The organism is Stenotrophomonas sp. (assembly GCF_036662295.1).
GTDB lineage: Bacteria > Pseudomonadota > Gammaproteobacteria > Xanthomonadales > Xanthomonadaceae > Stenotrophomonas.
In genome coordinates, this window is the sequence record NZ_JAVWXA010000158.1 from 6,397 (window position 1) to 6,686 (window position 290).

Genomic DNA, 290 nt, shown 5'->3' on the forward strand with positions numbered 1-290 from the left:
ACCCATGGGGTGGCTCTACCCAGGGGGTGAACGCGGTTGCGTGGCGCCGGGGCGCATTCGCATCAACGGCACCGCAACGTCCTGCCAGGCAAACGGTAGAGCCACCCCATGGGTGGCTGCGCACTGCCCGGCGAAAGGCAGCCACCCATGGGGTGGCTCTACCCAGGGGGTCCGCGCGGTGTGCGTGGCGCCGGGCGCGCATTGGCATCAACGGTACCGCAACGTTCTGCCGGGCAAACGGTAGCAACTGTCTTGTCAGTGGTAGCCGAGGGCGACCTCGGCATCCCGCT